This window comes from Streptomyces sp. NPDC031049 (genome assembly GCF_055571015.1).
This window is the reverse complement of the sequence record NZ_JBVIGC010000008.1, coordinates 46,943-61,285: the sequence shown is the minus strand read 5'-3', so window position 1 is coordinate 61,285 and position 14,343 is coordinate 46,943. Positions and strand designations below refer to the sequence as shown.

Here is a 14,343-nt window from a genome sequence, read left to right as displayed (position 1 = left end):
CGGGTCAGGCGGACCGGACGGGCGGCCCCGGCGGGACGGGCGGCACGGGCAGGCGGCACGGCGGAACAGGCGGGCGGCCCCCGCGGAACAGGCGGGCCGCCCCCGCGGAACAGGCGGGCCGCCCCCGCGTAACGGGCGGGTCACTCGCCCCTGGTGAACGGTCACTCGCCGCTGGTGAAGGTGCGCCGGTACTCGCTCGGCGTGGTGCCGAGGATGCGCTGGAAGTGCAGGCGCAGGTTGGCTCCGGTGCCGAGCCCGGCGTCGGCGGCGATCTGCTCGACGCTGCGCTCCGAGCGCTCCAGCAGTTCGCGGGCCAGGTCGACGCGGGCGCGCATCACCCACTGCATCGGCGTGTAGCCGGTCTCCTCGACGAAGCGCCGGGAGAACGTGCGCGGCGAGACCCCCGCCCGCCGCGCCAGTACGTCGAGGGTGAGGGGCTCGCCGAGCCGGTGCAGCGCCCACTCGCGGGTGGCGGCGAACCGCTCCCCGAGCGGCTCGGGGACGCTGCGCGGCACGTACTGGGCCTGGCCGCCGCTGCGGTAGGGGGCCGCGACCAGGCGTCGGGCCGCGTGGTTGGACGCGGCCACCCCGAGGTCACCGCGCAGGATGTGCAGGCACAGGTCGATGCCGGAGGCGGCACCGGCCGAGGTGAGCACGCTGCCCTCGTCGACGAACAGCACGTTCTCGTCGACCCGGACGTGCGGATGCCTGGCCGCGAGTGCCCGCGTGTAGTGCCAGTGCGTCGTGGCGCGCCGGCCGTCGAGCAGGCCCGTCGCGGCGAGCGCGAAGGCGCCCGTCGAGATGGCGGCGAGCCGCGCGCCCCGGTCGTGGGCGGCGATCAGCGCGTCCACGACGGACCGCGGCGGGTCGTCGCGGTCCGGGAAGCGGTAGCCGGGCACGAAGACGATGTCGGCCCACGCGAGCGCGCCGAGGCCGTGGGCGACGTGGTACGCGAGACCGTCGCCGCCGGTCACGAGGCCCGGTGCCGCCCCGCACACCCGCACCTCGTACGGCATGCTCGCGCGGGTGGTGAAGACCTGCGCGGGAATGCCGACGTCGAGCGGTTTGGCGCCCTCCAGCACCAGGACGGCGACGCGATGCAGGCGGGAGGCTGACACGGGAAGAGGTTACGCGGGGGCGGCGAAAGCCGTTGGCTCGCGGGCCAGCGGGATCTCGTACTACCGGGACACGTACCCCGCCTTCGTCGCCGAGTGCCGGGCGCGGCTCCGGAAGCCGTCCTCGACGACGGCGCCGCCCGTTGAGCGGCCTTGCGGGCCGCCCTGTGCGAAACCCTGAGGCGCTCCCCCGGCGTGGGGGACCATGAGGCATGCGCGCGGACGACTGGCACCTCACCGAAGACGTCGACGAGTTCCTGGCCCGGGCCGGCGGGTTCCTGCGCTCGCGGCCCGGCCCGCACGTCATGCAGCTGACGTGGGCCGAGCGGCTGCGGACCCGCGGGGCGGGCGCGTTCGGCGGCGGGGTCCCCCTGTTCGGTGTGCTGGAGCGGGCGGGCGAGGTGCGGGGCACCTTCTACCGCCTCCCGGCCCGCGCGCTGGGCCTGTCCCCGCTCACCGCCGGGCAGACGGACGCCCTCGCCGCCCGGCTGGCCGCCGGGGGGCACTCCGTCCCCACCGTCAGCGCGGACCACGGCACGGCCACCGCGTTCGCAAAGGCCTGGCAGCGGCACACCGGGGCGGCGGCGACGCTCCGCGGCACACGGCTGCGGCTGTACCGCCTCGGCACGCTCACGCCGCCGGAGCCGATGCCGGCCGGCCGGGGCCGCGTCCTGGGCGAGGAGGACCTCGACGACGTGATGTTCTGGTGCGGCGAGTTCGCCGCGGCCGTCGGCGAGACCGTCTCCATCGACGCCGCCTCCTGGGCCGGCACCCGCTTCGCCGACAAGCGCTACACCCTGTGGGAGACCCCGGACGGCACCCCCGTCTCCATCGCGGGCATGAACCCGCTGATCGGCGGACAGATCCAGGTCGACATCGTCTACACCCCGGCCCACCTGCGCGGTCGCGGCTACGCGGGCGCCGTGACGGCGCAGGTGAGCCGGGCCGCGCTGGCCGCGGGCGCACGGGACGTCGTGCTGTTCGCCGACCGGTCCAACCCCACCAGCAACGCCCTGTACCAGCGGCTCGGGTACCGCCCGCTGGCCGACTGGGCGGCGTACGACTTCGCCTGACCGCGGCGGACGCCGTCCGGGGTCCGGCTCCCGGACGGCGTCCGCTGCCTAGCGGGCCGTCACTTTCGCCACGAAGCCCGCCAGGTTGGCCCTCGTGCGGGCCGCCTTCTCCTCCAGGGTGAGCGACTCGTGCAGCCGCGAGCCGACCCCGGCGTCCTTCAGCCCGCGCACGTACAGCGAACAGGCCAGGTCGCTACAGAGGTACACGCACACCGAGCACATGCTGCGCCGCGACAGCCCCGGGGCGGCGCTCGGGCAGCGCAGCGCGACGGCGGCCGGGCGGCCGCCCAGCTCGGTGACGAGGTAGGCGCGGTCCGGGGCCCCGGGGTCGCGCCAGCCGAGGTAGTCCAGGTCGCCCCAGGGCCGGTCGGCCAGGTCACGGGGGACGTACAGGCGCTTCGCCTCGCCCTTGGTGCGGTTCACGAAGGCGGCACGGATCTCGCGCTCGGTCAACGGTTCCATAAGAGCACCGTAATTTGCCTATAAGCTTTAGGCAAATGCATAATCAATGGTGGACAGCGCAGTCGGGCAGCACGACGGAGGGCACCGCATGGCACGCGCAGGACTGAACGCCGAACGCCTGACCAGGGCGGGCGCCGAGCTGGCCGACGAGGTCGGCTTCGACCAGGTGACCGTCTCCGCGCTCGCCCGCCGCTTCGACGTCAAGGTCGCGAGCCTGTACTCCCACCTGAAGAACTCCCAGGACCTCAAGACCCGCATCGCCCTGCTCGCCCTGGAGGAACTCGCCGACCGGGCCGCCGACGCCCTCGCCGGCCGGTCCGGCAAGGACGCCCTGACCGCCCTGGCCGACGTCTACCGCGACTACGCCCGCGAGCACCCGGGCCGGTACGCCGCCGCCCAGCTGCGCCTCGACCCCGAGACCGCCGCCCGCAGCGCCGGCGTCCGGCACGCGCAGATGACGCGGGCGCTGCTGCGCGGCTACGACCTGACGGAGCCGGACCAGACCCACGCCGTACGGCTCCTGGGCAGCACCTTCCACGGCTACGTGAGCCTGGAGATGGGCGGCGGGTTCAGCCACAGCGCCCCCGACACCCAGGAGACCTGGGAGCGGATCCTGGACGCCCTCGACGCCCTGCTGCGCAACTGGCCCACGGCCCCCACCCGCTGACCGAACCGACAAGGCCACCCCCATGCCCACCGAGCACCTCACCACCACGCCGCTCACCGCCGACCTGGTCCGCGGCGCCCTCGAACTGGAGCGCACCGAGCACGGCCTGCTGCCGCACCGGCTGCCCGCCCGCGCCCGCGCCCAGTGCGCCGACCCCCAGCTCGCCCAGGCCGAGGCCCAGCCCTCCGGCGTACGGCTGGCCCTGCGCACCCGGGCCACCGTCGTCGAGCTGGACACCCTGCCCACCAAGCGCCGCTACACCGGCGTCCCGCCCCGCCCCGACGGGGTGTACGACCTCCTGGTCGACGGCCGCCCGCACGGCCGGGCCACGGTCGCGGGCGGCAACACCCTCGTCGTCGACGTGGGCGCCGGCACCGCCGAGCACCTGCCCGGCCCGCCCGGCACCCTCCGCTTCACCGGTCTCCCGGACCGCGACAAGGACGTCGAGATCTGGCTGCCGCACAACGAGACCACCGAGCTGGTCGCCCTGCGCACCGACGCGCCCGTGACCGCCGTACCCGACCGGGGCCGGCGGGTCTGGCTGCACCACGGCAGCTCCATCAGCCACGGCTCGGACGCCGCGACCCCCACCGGCACCTGGCCGGCCCGCGCCGCCGCGCTCGCCGGCGTGGAGCTGATCAACCTCGGCCTGGGCGGCAGCGCGCTGCTCGACCCGTTCACCGCCCGGGCGATGCGGGACACGCCCGCCGACCTGCTCAGCGTCAAGATCGGCATCAATCTGGTCAACGCCGACCTGATGCGGCTGCGCGCCTTCGGGCCGGCCGTGCACGGCTTCCTCGACACCATCCGCGAGGGCCACCCCACCGCGCCGCTGCTGGTCGTCTCGCCGCTGTACTGCCCCATCCACGAGGACACCCCGGGCCCCGCCGCCTTCGACCTCGCCGCGCTCGCCGCCGGCCGGCTCCGCTTCCGGGCCACCGGCGACTCGGCCGAGCGCGCCGCCGGGAAGCTCACTCTCAGCGTCGTCCGCGAGGAGCTGGCCCGGATCGTGCGGCTACGCGCCGCCGACGACCCGCACCTGTACCACCTCGACGGCCGCGCGCTCTACGGCGAGGCCGACCACGCCGAACTGCCGCTCCCCGACGACCTCCACCCGGACGCCGCCACCCACCTGCGCATCGGCGACCGCTTCGCCGGCCTGGCGTTCGGCCCCGACGGCCCGTTCGCCCCCGACGGCCCGTTCGGCGGCGGTGCCCCACAGGAGTGAGCGCACCCGGCCGGCGGCTCCCGCCATGGTGGCGGGGGCGGTGGGCCGGCGGGGCAGAGGGGCTGCGGGGCGGTGGGGCGGACGTGGCCGGGCGGCTACGCCGAGGGCCGCCGGGGTCCGTCCGGTCCCGGGGCGGCGCCGGACGGGCCACGCTCCCGACCCCGGGCCAGTTCTCGCCGCCGGGCCAGCTCCAGCAGTGGTGCGTACGCGCCGAGCACCACCCGCGCTCCGGCGGCGCGCAGCCGGGCGCGCTTCTCCGGGTTGCGGCCGTAACCGATGAACCGCACGCCCGCCCGCGCGGCGGCCTCGGCGTCCGTGGGCGTGTCCCCGATCAGGACGGCGCTCTCCGCGGGGAGCCGGAGCGCGTGCAGGGCGCGGTGGACGACGTCGGGGTGCGGCTTCATCAGGTCGGGGTCGGCCGGCCGGCCGTGCACCGCCTCGAAGCAGTCCCGCAGGTTCCGCTCGCGCAGGTAACGGTCGGCGGCGCGCGGCGAGTTGTTGGTCACGACCGCCAGCCGCCTTCCGCCCCGCGCCAGCCACCGGACCAGGTCGTCCGCCCGCGGAGTGGGCCAGGCCCGCGCCACGGCGTCGATCTCCCCCCGGGTCACCAGCCGTTCGAACACCGGCACCAGGTCCCCGAGGTTCCGGTGGCGGCCGGCCCGGTGCACGGCCCGCAGCACCACGTGCGGGTCCTTGTCCGCCCGCTCCCCCGGGGTGAGGACGTCCAGCGCTCCGGCCTCGGCCAGGCGCGCGCGCAGCGCGTCGGCCACCGGCATCGAGCGGTCCTCGGGGAACAGCCGGCACACCGGCCCGTCGAAGTCGAACAGGACGCACCGCGCCCCCGGCCCGTCCCCGCCGTCTCCCAGGTCACCGTCACCGTCCCCGTCGCCGCCGTGCAGCAGTTCCCACGCCGCCCGGACGTCGCCGTCGATGCCCGTGTCAACCGCCATGGTGCTCCTCACCGCTCGGTCCGTCCCCCGCCCGCCCACGGTCCCCGTCCCCGGCGCGGTCGGCCGCGTGCCAGTCCAGCAGGGCCGTCGCCACCTCGTCGGGACCGGGCAGCCGGTCCACGATCGCCAACGGCTCCCGGGCCCGCCGCATCGCCCGGCACACCCACGCCGCGGCGTCGGCGACGTCCCGGTCGACGGGCCGGTCCGGCAGGGCGAGCGCCGCCCGCATCACGTCGGGGAAGACGGACTGGGCGTACTCGAAGCCGAGGTACACGGGGAGATCGCGGTCCATGTCGGCGGTCATGTCCGCGTGGCCGGCCCGTCTCATCGCGTCCGTCCAGCAGCGCACCATCAGCGCGTGCTCGGCCTTGTCGTAGTCCATCCGCACCAGGTGGGTGGCCAGGTCGTGCAGCGGGTCGCCGTACAGGGCCAGTTCCCAGTCGATGACCGCCAGCCGCTCCCCGTCGGGGCCGGGCGCGACGACCACGTTGGCCCGGTGCACGTCCGTGTGCAGCAGGGCGAACGGCCGGCGGCCCAGCTCCCCCACGGTGCCGAGGAACCGGCCCATGGCGTCGCGCGGGACCCCGACCGCGTCGAACAGGGCGCCGAACCGGGCGCGGTTGGGCCGGTGCACCCGCTCCTCGGCGAACCGGGCGAGCCGGCCGAGGAAGCCCCGGGTGTCGCCGTCGGCGGGCCAGTCCGGCGGGAGCGCCGGCAGGTCCGTCACCGGCACGTCGGCCAGCCGGGCGAAGAAGTCCGCGAGCGCCGCGATCCGGCCGGCCCCGACCGCACCCCGCGGCGCCCGCTCGGACAGCGCGCTGCCGGGCAGATAGCCGTGCAGCGACCAGTCACCGAAGTCGGCCAGGCACCGCGGCACCTCCGGCACGTACGCCCGCACCACGCGCAGCACCTCCGACTCCCGGGGCCAGATCCGCGGCACCACCTCGACGGTGGGCAGCGGCGTGCGGAACTTGACCAGTCCACGGCCGGAGCGCAGACCGAGCAGCAGCGCCAGCGGAAGACCCAGCGGGGCGATGAGATTGCTGTTGTGATGGCCGGAGACCACCTCCCCGACAGGGCTGCGGCGCCGCGCCTCCGCGAGGGCGCGGACCAGGGACTGGTGCGCTCTGCGGGGCAGAGGGTGCGACATGGCCGCACAGGGTAGTACGCCACCGGGTCATGTTCACGGCGTGTCACTATGTGGACGCCTCCGCTCACTGTCGGTGCACGGCCATCGGTCTACGCTTACGGCGTCACCCGCTCCCCGGGGTGCAACCGCAGCCCCTGCCAGCGCTCCCAGTTCGACCGGAACCAGTCCCTCATGCTGTCGAAGAAGACGGAGTCGTGGCTCTCGTCGTCCTCCCCGCGCCGATGGTGGGAGAGGGTCGAGCCGAGGCCCAGCACGTCCACGGACTCCACCGGCTCGGTCCGCCCGGACCGGTCCTGCGCCTCGACCCGGATCGTGCGGTCGAGCACCTCGTAGGGCCCGAAGAGCATGTCGGCGTCGTTGAGGACGTACAGCTTGAACTGGGGCGTCATCGGCACCCGGCGGATGTCGAAGTCGGTCTCCACGCCCAGGCCGCGCAGCCGGTCGGCCAGTTCGTCGAGCGCGATGCCGTTGGCCTGGACCATGGCCCGCCACCGCTGCCACACCCTGGGCTCGGCGGGGTCCTTGGCCCGGGGGTAGGCCAGCGGCTCGTCCTCCCAGGGCAGCAGCATCCGCACGGACAGCCGCCGCGGGGCGATCTCCTTCTCGACCACCCGTTCCGTCTGGTTGCCGAGATGCCTCAGCAGGGTCTCGGAGGTCAGGGTGAACACGTCCAGCGACACCTCGGGCTGCTCGAAGGCGCGGTGCACGAGCGACCGCAGGGAGACCCGCCCCCGGCGCCCGGAGCGCTCCGCGTCCGCCTCCACGCCGGGCAGCCGCACCACGCGGACCCCGCTGCCCTGCCGGGCCTCAAGCCAGCCCTCGTCGATCAGCTTCCGCAGCACGTGCTGGATGGTGTAGCGGCTGACGCCGAAGTCTTCTGCCAATTTCCGGTGAGGTGGCAGGAACTGGCCCACCGCATAGGCGCCGTTGTCCAGCTGCTCCCGCAACCCGGCCTCCACACGGGTGGATTCCGGGCCCCTGCCGTCCGCCCGATCCGAAGTGGCCACGGATCGAACCTACCCGCCCCGGCGCCCCGGACACACCCTTTCCGGCCGACTGTTGTCCGGTACCGGACCATCGGTTAGTGGATCTGTCCGGACGGGAAATGCCTTTGCAAGTCAACCAGTCCAATTGGTCGGACGGTTGGCGCGACGCCCGGTCGGGGCGTCGCCGCAGAAGGGGGCGTGGGGACCGTGCGGCTGCTGGAGATCGTTCTCGTCATACTCGGCCTCGGCCTGGAGCAACTGGTGCAGTGGCGGTACGGCGGGATGGGCGTCGTGGCGCTGGTGCTGCTCGGCATCGGCCTGCGCACCCGCAGTTCGTCCTGTGCCGCCCTGGGCGCCGTGATCCTGGTCCTGCTCCTGGCCTGACACCGGGCCCGCCGGCCGGGGACGTCACCCGTGGCGGACGATGCCCAGCACGGGTTCGAGCGACTCCACCACCACGTCGGCGCCGGCCATGCGCAGCAGCTTGGCGCCGCGTTCGTCGCGGGCGTAGCCGACGAAGGGCACGCCGGCGCGCTGGGCGGCCTCGTGGTCGGTGGGCATGTCGCCGAGCATCAGGGCATCGGACGGTGCCACGCCCATGGCGTTCAGGGCGCGTTCGAGGCAGTAGGGGTCGGGCTTGAGGTGGTGCAGGTCCTGGGTGCGGCCGTAGACGTGGGGGGCGAAGCACGGCAGCAGGCCCCGGCCCGTGAGGTAGGCGCGGACGGCGCGCGGGGAGTTGTTGGTGACGACGGCGAGCCGGGAGCCCACCGCCGTCCAGGTGCGGATCAGCGGATCGGCGTACGGCGTGGGCAGCGCCGAGGAGGTGGCCCGCAGTTCCTCCCGGGTCAGGCGTTCCTCCAGCTCGGTCGCCAGGTCGCTGCCGGGGTGGCGGCGGTCCACGGCGCGCAGCACGACGTGCGGGTCCAGCGCGTGCTGCTGCTCGGTGGTCAGCAGTCCGTGCAGCCCGTGTGCCTCCAGCCACTCCACCAGGTCGGTCGCCACGCGATCCGCCGAGTGCCGGGCGAACAGCCGGCAGATGGGCCCGTCGAAGTCCCAGAGCACGACGCGGGCGCCGTGGACCCGCCGTTCCAGCTCTTCCGTGTCCACCGCCACCGGTTCGGTCTGCGTCGTATCAGAGGTCATCAGGAAAGTGTCAGGTCCCTGGTGATGGTTTCCCAGAGGGCGTCGAACCACTTCTCCGATTCCGCCACGAACGCGGCGTCCCGGTGGCCCGCGCGCCGCAGGAAGGAGAACAGCAGGGACTGCGACCCCAGGGCGTCGTACATCTCCAGGGTGCGGCTGCCCCACTCCTCCTCGCGCCTGGTCAGCATGTAGTACCCGATCAGCGCCTCCTCGCCGTTGAGCAGGTACAGCTTCACCGGCGGGGTGAAGGGCAGGGCTCGGAAGCGGACCTGGACGGTGATGCCGTGGGTGGCGCGGACGGCGTGCAGGTTGTGCTCGAGCACCCGCGCCTGGGCGTTGCGCATCTGGAGCCAGCGCTCGTGCACCGGGTCCTCGCCCTCGTCGTGGAGGACGGAGACGGGGAAGGCCAGATTGATGTCCCGCGACGGCATCAGGACCCGGAGGTCGATCGACTCGGGCCGGATGCGCCCCTCGTGGATCATGCGCAGCGGCTCGCTCAGGGCCAGCATGAGCGTCTCGGAGGTGTGGCAGACCACGTCCACCCGCACGTGCGGCACGGTGAACGCCTCGGTCAGCCGCGGGGCCAGGCCCACCATCGTCGGCTGGGGCTCGCTGCGGGCCGGCGCCGGGGCGGCGATGCGCGGGGGGCTGCCCTTGCTGACGTTGCTGAGCAGTCCGTCCTCCTGGAGCGCCCGCAGGGCCTGGCGGACGGCTCCGCGCTCGACGCCGAACTCCTCGGCCAGCTCGGCCTGGGTGGGCAGGCGGTCGCCGGCCTTGAGCTCACCGACACGGATGCGTTCGCGCAGGATGTCGGCGATCTCCTGGGACGAGAGCCTGCTGCTGCCGTTCACTGCCACGTTCTCCTGGGTCACGGCCAAACGGTACAACTCTGATCCATCTACGGGGAGTTGTTTGGAAGTTGTTTATAGGTAGTAGCCAAGTGGGGACAACAACAACAGAGTTGGTTGCCAACTTGCCCGAGTTGGCGGAGGCTCTACTTCCGAAGGGGGAAAGACCATGCCAGTCCTCGCCCTCGTCTCCGCGCTCTTCGTCGTCGCCTTCGAGCAGCTCGTGCAGTGGAAGTACGGCGGGGCCGGCATCGTCGGGCTGCTGCTCCTCACCATAGGCGTCAAGGCCAAGAGCCCGTCCGTCAGCTCGGCCGGGGCGGTGCTGCTCGCCCTTCTGGTCACCGGCCCCGCCCTGTGACCGCACCGCACCGCCCGGGCGGCGGCCGTGGGAGACGTCAGGCCGTGAGCACCAGCTCCGAACTGATCGTCTCCCACAGCGCGTCGAACCACAGACGGGACTGCTCCACGAACGTCGTGTCGCGCGGGCCGGCCCCCCGCGAGAACGCGAACAGCATCGACCGGATGCCCTCGGCGTCGTACATCTCCAGCCGCTCGTGGTCGACCTCCTGCTCGCGACGGGTCAGCGTGTAGTACGCGAAGAGCGCCTCCGCGCCGTTGAGCAGGTACAGCTTCACCGGGGGCGTGAAGGGCAGCGCGCGGAACCGGACCCGCACGTCGATGCCGTGCGTGGCGCGCAGCGCCAGCAGGTTGTGCTGGAGGACCTGACCCTGGGCGTTGCGCTGGGCCACCCACCGCGCGTGCACCAGGTCCTCCTCGCCGCCGCCCCGCACGGGCACCGGGAAGGCCAGGTCGATGTCCCGGGAGGGCAGCAGGACCCGGACGTCGATCTTGGCCGGTTTCATGCGCCCGGCGTGGATCTCGCGCAGGGGCTCACCGAGGGCGAGGTTGAGGGAGACCGAGGTCAGGCACAGGGCGTCGATCTCGACCCGGGGGGCGTCGAAGGCGGCGGCGATCCGGGAGGCGAGGGCCACGGTGGTGGGCAGCGGCGGTGCCGCGGGGCCGGTCGGCGCCCGGCCGGGACGGGGGGCGACGGTGGCCGGGCTGCCCCTGGTGACGTTGGTCAGCAGCCGCTCCGACTGGAGGATCCGCAGGGCCCGGCGGACGGCGCCGCGCTCGACGCCGAACTCCTCGGCGAGCCGGGCCTGGGTGGGCATGCGCTGACCCGGCGCCAGCGCCCCGGACCTGATCCGGGCGCGCAGCTCGTCGGCCACCTCGCGATGTGTCCTCTGTGACCGCTGTGCCCTGTTCCGCCCAGTGTCGGAGGCGTGTTCCGGGTCCACGATCAAACACTACAACTTCCCGCCATCTTTGGGCAGTTCGCGGGAAGGTGGTTATGAGCCGCTTCAAGGCGGAGATAAGTAGAGTGAAGTTGGCAGCCAACTTCAGCAACATGGTCACACCTCAGGGAGGTTGGCCAGGACCACGTCGGCAGCCGCCGGGCTCCCTTCCGGAGGGGAGCCGGGAGCCCGGTCGGCCTTGCAGCACGCTACGGACGCGCACACCGGCGATCGGCAGCGGCAGAAGGGAGCGGGGTCAGAACATGTCCGGGCACCAAGGCCGCCTGGACGTACGCAGCAGGGCGTCCGCCTTCCGGGCGGCGCCCGCTCGTTCTTCCTGCACCCGGCCCAGTGCCGCCAGCCGCACCGCCGACTCGTCGCCCAGCCACAGCGTCGCCAGCTCCCGTACGTCGAGGGAGAGTTCGGCGCTCTCGGTGGTCGGCGTGCAGGACGCCTCACCGGTCTCCGCGGCCTCCAGCCGCCACCGCCCGCCGGTCGTGCCCGCCGGGTCGGTCACCTCCAGCACCAGCGACCCCTCGGCCTCGTAGGTCCGCCCTTCCAGGGCCCGTACGACGTCCAGGATCCGCACCCACAGCCAGTCCGCCTGCGTGGTGATCCTGGCCGCCCGCGGGTCCGGCAGGAAGTGCGGGAGCAGGTCGTCGGGGACCCGCCAGCCGCTCTTGACCGTGGTGATCCAGTCGATGGAGCACAGGTAGCGCCACAGCGCCCGGTCGGCGGCGGGCGTCACACCGATCAGCCACTTCACGGTCGCCGTGTTCAGCGGCTGCTTGGCGTCGCCCCACTTGTCGTCGGCCGTGTAGGCGACCATGCCCTCGACCTCGCCGGCCGCCGAGCGGTACACGGCGAAGAAGGGCTCGGCCCAGTCCGCGTGGTAGCGCAGCTCGCCGGTCTGGTAGCGCCACCACGTCTCGGGTCTGCTGACGGCGCCCGGCTGGGCCCGGCGGAGCCGGTCGTGCAGCTCGGGACCGAGCTTGCGCACCTCCTCGGCGTCCACCAGGTCGATCCGGCCGCCGTCCTCGGGGCCCGCCCAGCGGGGGTCGAGACCGGCGCGCGGCACGTCGACCGTCCACTCGGTCATCGTGGTGGCCGGGCCGAATCCGTAGCGCCCGTAGATCGGGTACTCGGCCGCGATCAGCGTCGCGAGGACGTCCCCGCGCTCCTTCGCCGCCGCCAGGTCCTGCTCCATCATGCGGCTGAGCAGCCGCCGGCGGCGGTGCGTCGGGCTGACGGTGACGTTGGAGATCGCGTCGGCCGGGAGGAGGGCGCCGCCGACGGCGGTGACCTCCTGGGCGAAGGAGCGGAAGGTCGCCACGCAGCCGGCGCCGTCGAAGGCGCCGAGCAGACGACCGGGTTCGAACTGCCGGCTCCGGTCGCGCAGGACCTGGTCGGGGCTGGTGGGCGCCATCAGGAACCCGGTGTTCAGGGCGCGGTTCCACTCGGCGAACTCGGACTCGGTGATGGGACGTACGTCGATGTCGGCAGGGCGGGTCATGCCCTCACGTTAGGCTTCGCGCCGCACCGCCGTCGCGGGGATTTCGACCGCCCCCACGCCCCCCGCCCGGAACGGACCCCGGGTCTCAGAACACCGCCCGGATCTCTCCCACCTCCTGGCCGCCGCCCAGCAGCGGGGCCCGGCCGATGCGCTCCAGGACCGGGGCGTCCACGCCCAGCAGGGTCAGGGCCCGGGCCAGTACCGGGCCCAGGGCACGGATGCCGCCGTCGTCCACCTTGAAGGCCAGTGCGCGGCCGTCCGGCAGGGCCACCGCCTGGACCGCCTCCGCGCCCATCTTCGACAGCGCGCCCGGCACCTCGCGCATCAGCCAGGTGTCGGCCCGGCGGGTGCCGGCGACGTACTCGGGGTGGGCCCGCATGGCGTCGGCGACCCGGCGTTCGGCGGAGCCGGACTCGGCGAGGACGAAGGAGCGGTAGGCACGGGCCAGGCCGGTCAGGCTGATCGCCATGAGGGGCGCCCCGCACCCGTCCGTGCCGACGGCGGCGACCTCCTCGCCCGCCGCCTCCTCCACAACCCTGTGAATGAGCTGCTGGAGCGGGTGACCGGCGTCCAGATAGGTCTCCATGGGCCAGTCGCGCAGCGCGCACGCGGCCAGCATCGCGGTGTGCTTGCCGGAGCAGTTCATGGTCACCCGGTCGCGCACCGCGCCGGCCGCGAGGTACGTCTCCCGTTCCCGCTCGTCCAGCGGCAGGTCGGGCGGGCACTGGAGCCGCGCCGCGTCCAGCCCGTGCTCGGCGAGCATCTTCCGGACCAGGTCGCGGTGGAAGGGCTCCCCGGAGTGGCTCGCGGCGGCCAGCGCCAGCCGCTCCCCGGCGAGGTCTAGCCCGGCACGGAGCACCCCGGCCGCCTGCATCGGCTTGTTGGCCGAGCGCGGGAAGACGGGTGCCGTCACATCGCCCAGGGCCAGCTGGACAGACCCGTCGGCGCCCAGCACCACCAGGCTGCCCCGGTGGCGCCCCTCGACGAACCCGGACCGCACGACCTCGGCGAGGACGGGCGGTGCGGCGGGGGACTCGGCGGACGGCACCGCCGCCGGCTCGGCGGCGGGTATGGCGGCCGGCTCGGCGGGCGGTACGGCGGACGCGGACATCGGCAGTGGCCTTCCGACGGGGGACCCGCCCGGCCGGCGGCCCGGGGTCGCCGGGCCCGCACGTCACGCGAGCAGGTCGTCGACTTGTGCTTCCCCTTCACGGTACCGGCGCGCGATCTCGGCGCTGCACCCGTCGGCCGTCCGCTGGAGCCGCTGCCGGCGCCGGGACACCTGCTGCTCGTAGCGCACCAGCCGGCCCATGGCCGCGGTCAGCTCGGGTTCGGTGCGCGCCGCCAGGTCGGACAGCTCCACCTCGCCGAGCATCTCGTCGGCCAGCCGCCGGTACTCCTCGCCGTGCGGCGTGCCCAGCGTCACATGGCGGGCCGAGGAGCGGTGCCGGGCCGGACCGTCGGTGAGGATCTCCGACAGCCGCTCCACCACCGACGTCTCCCCGGTCTCCACGACCGGGCCCGGCCCACGCCGGGCCAGCTCCGCCCGCAGGATGTCGATCCGTCCCTGGAGCAGCCGCCGCACATAGCTGAGGTCGGCCTCCTCGCGCTGGGCGTCCCGGCGCAGGGTGCGCAGTTCGGGCAGGCTCTGCGCGGTCAGATCCCGCCCCGGGTGCACGGGCAGCTCGGGGCTGTCCGTGCGCTGCACGGGCGGCCGGATCGCCTCCGGGCCGCCCGTGTACGTCAACGCGGCGACTCCGGGCAGCTGCCCGGTGCTCGATGTGCTCATGTGCCTCTACCGTCCCCTCGACCGGCGTCTGCGCACATCGTGCCACCACGGATGGCCACTATGTGTCCGAGTGGCCCGGAACGGCCCCAGATGGGGGGTTAGGGAGCGAAAAGAAACCCCG

The 14,343-nt window shown here is 73.9% G+C and carries 16 protein-coding genes; 5 read left to right on the top strand and 11 right to left on the bottom strand.

Annotation, left to right across the window (positions count from 1 at the left end):
• Positions 1-161: 161 nt before the first annotated feature.
• A complete protein-coding gene (locus ACZ45Q_RS15625; protein ID WP_468260568.1) occupies positions 162-1,118 on the bottom strand; it encodes a GlxA family transcriptional regulator in 957 nt (318 codons plus the stop codon).
• Between the two features lie 209 nt (positions 1,119-1,327).
• Here ACZ45Q_RS15625 and ACZ45Q_RS15620 point away from each other — a divergent pair, with 209 nt between their 5' ends.
• Complete coding sequence (locus ACZ45Q_RS15620) at positions 1,328-2,188, top strand: GNAT family N-acetyltransferase (RefSeq protein ID WP_468260565.1); 861 nt, start codon at positions 1,328-1,330, stop codon at positions 2,186-2,188.
• Between the two features lie 48 nt (positions 2,189-2,236).
• On the opposite strand, the gene ACZ45Q_RS15615 is transcribed toward ACZ45Q_RS15620, so the two are convergent.
• On the bottom strand, positions 2,237-2,650 hold the full coding sequence (locus tag ACZ45Q_RS15615) for an FBP domain-containing protein (RefSeq protein ID WP_468260563.1): 414 nt from the start codon (positions 2,648-2,650) through the stop codon (positions 2,237-2,239).
• Positions 2,651-2,738: 88 nt separating this feature from the next.
• On the opposite strand from ACZ45Q_RS15615, the gene ACZ45Q_RS15610 reads away from it, so the two are divergent.
• A complete protein-coding gene (locus ACZ45Q_RS15610) occupies positions 2,739-3,317 on the top strand; it encodes a TetR/AcrR family transcriptional regulator (RefSeq protein WP_468260560.1) in 579 nt (192 codons plus the stop codon).
• Positions 3,318-3,339: 22 nt separating this feature from the next.
• Positions 3,340-4,545, top strand: a complete 1,206-nt coding sequence (locus ACZ45Q_RS15605; protein WP_468260558.1) for an SGNH/GDSL hydrolase family protein — start codon at positions 3,340-3,342, stop codon at positions 4,543-4,545.
• Between the two features lie 95 nt (positions 4,546-4,640).
• Here ACZ45Q_RS15605 and ACZ45Q_RS15600 read toward each other — a convergent pair whose 3' ends face one another.
• From ACZ45Q_RS15600 to ACZ45Q_RS15590, 3 genes are all read right to left on the bottom strand, one after another.
• Positions 4,641-5,495, bottom strand: coding sequence for an HAD family hydrolase (locus ACZ45Q_RS15600; protein ID WP_468260555.1), 855 nt, complete (start codon positions 5,493-5,495; stop codon positions 4,641-4,643).
• Positions 5,485-6,645 carry a phosphotransferase family protein gene (locus tag ACZ45Q_RS15595; RefSeq protein WP_468260552.1) on the bottom strand — a complete coding sequence of 387 codons (1,161 nt, stop codon included), beginning with the start codon at positions 6,643-6,645 and terminating at the stop codon, positions 5,485-5,487. Before ACZ45Q_RS15595 ends, ACZ45Q_RS15600 begins: the two co-directional genes overlap by 11 nt.
• A gap of 95 nt (positions 6,646-6,740) precedes the next feature.
• Positions 6,741-7,652 (bottom strand): GntR family transcriptional regulator, encoded by a 912-nt coding sequence (locus ACZ45Q_RS15590; RefSeq protein WP_468260550.1) that lies wholly within the window; start codon positions 7,650-7,652, stop codon positions 6,741-6,743.
• Positions 7,653-7,829: 177 nt separating this feature from the next.
• On the opposite strand from ACZ45Q_RS15590, the gene ACZ45Q_RS15585 reads away from it, so the two are divergent.
• Complete coding sequence (locus ACZ45Q_RS15585; protein WP_468260548.1) at positions 7,830-8,015, top strand: hypothetical protein; 186 nt, start codon at positions 7,830-7,832, stop codon at positions 8,013-8,015.
• Between the two features lie 24 nt (positions 8,016-8,039).
• On the opposite strand, the gene ACZ45Q_RS15580 is transcribed toward ACZ45Q_RS15585, so the two are convergent.
• Both ACZ45Q_RS15580 and ACZ45Q_RS15575 read right to left on the bottom strand, forming a co-directional pair.
• Positions 8,040-8,774 (bottom strand): HAD family hydrolase, encoded by a 735-nt coding sequence (locus ACZ45Q_RS15580; RefSeq protein ID WP_468260545.1) that lies wholly within the window; start codon positions 8,772-8,774, stop codon positions 8,040-8,042.
• Positions 8,774-9,652 carry a GntR family transcriptional regulator gene (locus tag ACZ45Q_RS15575; protein WP_468260542.1) on the bottom strand — a complete coding sequence of 293 codons (879 nt, stop codon included), beginning with the start codon at positions 9,650-9,652 and terminating at the stop codon, positions 8,774-8,776. The genes ACZ45Q_RS15580 and ACZ45Q_RS15575 overlap by 1 nt, the downstream gene beginning before the upstream one ends.
• Before the next feature lie 139 nt (positions 9,653-9,791).
• On the opposite strand from ACZ45Q_RS15575, the gene ACZ45Q_RS15570 reads away from it, so the two are divergent.
• Positions 9,792-9,980, top strand: a complete 189-nt coding sequence (locus ACZ45Q_RS15570; protein WP_468260538.1) for a hypothetical protein — start codon at positions 9,792-9,794, stop codon at positions 9,978-9,980.
• A 37-nt stretch (positions 9,981-10,017) separates the two neighbouring features.
• Here ACZ45Q_RS15570 and ACZ45Q_RS15565 read toward each other — a convergent pair whose 3' ends face one another.
• From ACZ45Q_RS15565 to ACZ45Q_RS15550, 4 genes are all read right to left on the bottom strand, one after another.
• A complete protein-coding gene (locus ACZ45Q_RS15565; protein ID WP_468260537.1) occupies positions 10,018-10,929 on the bottom strand; it encodes a winged helix-turn-helix domain-containing protein in 912 nt (303 codons plus the stop codon).
• A 247-nt stretch (positions 10,930-11,176) separates the two neighbouring features.
• A complete protein-coding gene (locus tag ACZ45Q_RS15560) occupies positions 11,177-12,433 on the bottom strand; it encodes a GNAT family N-acetyltransferase (protein WP_468260535.1) in 1,257 nt (418 codons plus the stop codon).
• An 85-nt stretch (positions 12,434-12,518) separates the two neighbouring features.
• Positions 12,519-13,544: an asparaginase gene (locus ACZ45Q_RS15555; RefSeq protein WP_468260534.1), complete on the bottom strand. Its 1,026-nt coding sequence runs from the start codon at positions 13,542-13,544 to the stop codon at positions 12,519-12,521.
• Between the two features lie 63 nt (positions 13,545-13,607).
• Positions 13,608-14,222, bottom strand: coding sequence for an RsiG family protein (locus ACZ45Q_RS15550; protein ID WP_468260531.1), 615 nt, complete (start codon positions 14,220-14,222; stop codon positions 13,608-13,610).
• Positions 14,223-14,343: the final 121 nt, after the last annotated feature.

What these genes read in the sequence shown, in the direction of transcription:
- ACZ45Q_RS15620 (WP_468260565.1), top strand. Translation starts at nt 1,328, where the DNA reads ATGCGCGCGGACGACTGGCACCTCACCGAAGACGTCGACGAGTTCCTG.
- ACZ45Q_RS15615 (WP_468260563.1), bottom strand. Translation starts at nt 2,650, where the DNA reads ATGGAACCGTTGACCGAGCGCGAGATCCGTGCCGCCTTCGTGAACCGC.
- ACZ45Q_RS15610 (WP_468260560.1), top strand. Translation starts at nt 2,739, where the DNA reads ATGGCACGCGCAGGACTGAACGCCGAACGCCTGACCAGGGCGGGCGCC.
- ACZ45Q_RS15605 (WP_468260558.1), top strand. Translation starts at nt 3,340, where the DNA reads ATGCCCACCGAGCACCTCACCACCACGCCGCTCACCGCCGACCTGGTC.
- ACZ45Q_RS15600 (WP_468260555.1), bottom strand. Translation starts at nt 5,495, where the DNA reads ATGGCGGTTGACACGGGCATCGACGGCGACGTCCGGGCGGCGTGGGAA.
- ACZ45Q_RS15595 (WP_468260552.1), bottom strand. Translation starts at nt 6,645, where the DNA reads ATGTCGCACCCTCTGCCCCGCAGAGCGCACCAGTCCCTGGTCCGCGCC.
- ACZ45Q_RS15580 (WP_468260545.1), bottom strand. Translation starts at nt 8,774, where the DNA reads ATGACCTCTGATACGACGCAGACCGAACCGGTGGCGGTGGACACGGAA.
- ACZ45Q_RS15570 (WP_468260538.1), top strand. Translation starts at nt 9,792, where the DNA reads ATGCCAGTCCTCGCCCTCGTCTCCGCGCTCTTCGTCGTCGCCTTCGAG.
- ACZ45Q_RS15560 (WP_468260535.1), bottom strand. Translation starts at nt 12,433, where the DNA reads ATGACCCGCCCTGCCGACATCGACGTACGTCCCATCACCGAGTCCGAG.
- ACZ45Q_RS15555 (WP_468260534.1), bottom strand. Translation starts at nt 13,544, where the DNA reads ATGTCCGCGTCCGCCGTACCGCCCGCCGAGCCGGCCGCCATACCCGCC.
- ACZ45Q_RS15550 (WP_468260531.1), bottom strand. Translation starts at nt 14,222, where the DNA reads ATGAGCACATCGAGCACCGGGCAGCTGCCCGGAGTCGCCGCGTTGACG.